This window comes from Streptosporangium sp. NPDC000396 (assembly GCF_042898655.1).
Taxonomy (GTDB): domain Bacteria; phylum Actinomycetota; class Actinomycetes; order Streptosporangiales; family Streptosporangiaceae; genus Streptosporangium.
Map to the genome: position 1 here is coordinate 1 of NZ_JBIAZA010000081.1, position 1,897 is coordinate 1,897.

Here is a 1,897-nt window from a genome sequence, read left to right on the forward strand (position 1 = left end):
CCGACAAGGATGTGGACGCCTATGCGCTCAGGATCTTCAGGCAGTAATGGGTTCAAACCGCCCATTGCATTCCTTCCACCTCAACTACCGGTAAATGCCACCATCGAGCAATACAGCACCATTTAACTAAAAATGCCTCAACCGGATCACCGGTTTCGGACGTCATCTTCGGTTCATCTCGACGCGACCTTCGACGGTGTCCCTCCAAACTGAAGGCTCCTCCCCTGGCGAGCATGGGGAGGAGCCTTCGAAGAGGATGCCGTCAGCGGTCAGGTGCTACCTGACTTCTTCCGGTCGGTGGTGTCATCCGCAGTTGGCCCAGTCGGCGCCGGTGTTGCCGGCGGGTCCGCCGCCGGTGTAGCGGACGCACTTGCCCTTGGAGGGGAGGTAGACGGGGCCGGCGTAGTACTCGTAGTTGCCCCGGTCGGTCTTGGAGCCGCCGTTCTGGACCTCAAGGGTGGCCCAGACCGAGGTGGCGGTGCCCACGTCGGTGCTCTTCATGGTGACCACGCAAGTGGTGCCGGTGGAGGTGTTGTAGAGCTGGTGGGTGGTTCCGCCGCTGAAGGATCCGGAGCGCTGCAGGTAGTAGCCGGATCCGCAGACCTGCTGCGGGTTGTAGGGGTTCGGGCGAGACGGCGGAGGGGTCGACGAGGACGGCTTCGGCGTGGGCTTGTCGGTCTCCGTCGGCGTCGTCGGCTCGATGGTCGGAGGCGTCGTGGACGGCTTCGGCGTCGGCTTCTCGGTCTCCGTGGGGCGGGGCTTCGGTGTGGGCGTCCAGGACGGCCTGGGCGTCGGCCTGGCGGTCTCCGTGGGGCGCGTCGCGGACGGCCTCGGCGTCGGCTTCTCGGTCTCCGTGGGAGTCGCGGACGGCCTCGGCTTGTCGGTCTCCGTGAGCGTCGGCTTCGGCGTCGGCTTGTCCGTCTCCGTGGGGGTCGGGGACGGCGTCGGCTTGTCCGTCTCCGTAGGCGTCGCGGACGGCTTCGGCTTGTCCCTCTCCGTGGGAGTCGCGGACGGCTCAGGCGTGGCCGTGGGGGGAGTGCTCGGGCTCGGCGTGGGCGTCGCCGTCGGAGCCGGAGTCGGGTCGACCTGCGAGGTCGGCGTCCGCGACGGGGTCGGGGTGACGGTCACGGTCGCGGTCGGGGCCGGCGTCGGTGTCGCAGCCGGAGCCGAGGTCTGTGCCGCGCCCTTGGTCGAGGTCGGTGCCACAGGCGGGTTGGTCGGGATCGCCGGCGGGGTGATCGGCGGCGTGACGAAGGAGGTGATCGACGGAACCGGAACCGACGGGTCGTCCGTGTTCAGCTGGATCGGCCCGACACCGGGGTCCTGCGGGTCGGTCGTGGCGCCCCAGGGAACGGTCACCTTGTCCGGGGGCGTCTCCCCGATGCCCTGTCCGTCGCCCTGCGTCTGCCCCTGACTCTGCCCCTGGGACTGGTCGACCAGCCCGAGGGACGCCTGGGGAACCGCCCCGTTGGCGGCCACCTGCTTCGAGTCGCCGAGGGAGGCGTAGTTTCCGGCGGCCCACAGACCGAGCCCGGACAGCAGGGCGATCACGCCGACACAGGCGGCCAGCACGAGGGACAGGCCGCCCCTCTTCGGCCGCTCGCCGGGCTGGGCCGTTCCTTGCAGTACGACCGTCGCCGATGCGGGGGGAGCCGCATCCTGGGGGAGCGGCGGCGCGCCCCATCCGGACGGCGCGGCCTGTCCGGAAACAGGCTGTCCGGAAACAGGCTGCCCGGGAACGGGCTGCTGCGGTATGGCAGGCAGCGCCTCGCCCTGCCACGTGCCGTCCCCGGTGATCCGGATCGCCGGTTCTTCGCCGAGTAGGCGGAGCATGGCGGCTCGGGTGTCGGGGCGTTCGTAGGGCTGTTTGTCGAGGCAGGCGATGAGGAGCGGGGCG

General features: G+C 69.7%; 1 protein-coding gene. It reads right to left on the reverse strand.

All coding sequences use genetic code 11. From position 1 onward, the window contains the following. Window positions 1-303: 303 nt before the first annotated feature. A partial coding sequence (locus ACFY2X_RS47255; protein ID WP_389952021.1) for a serine/threonine protein kinase occupies window positions 304-1,897 on the reverse strand: 1,594 nt, incomplete at its 5' end.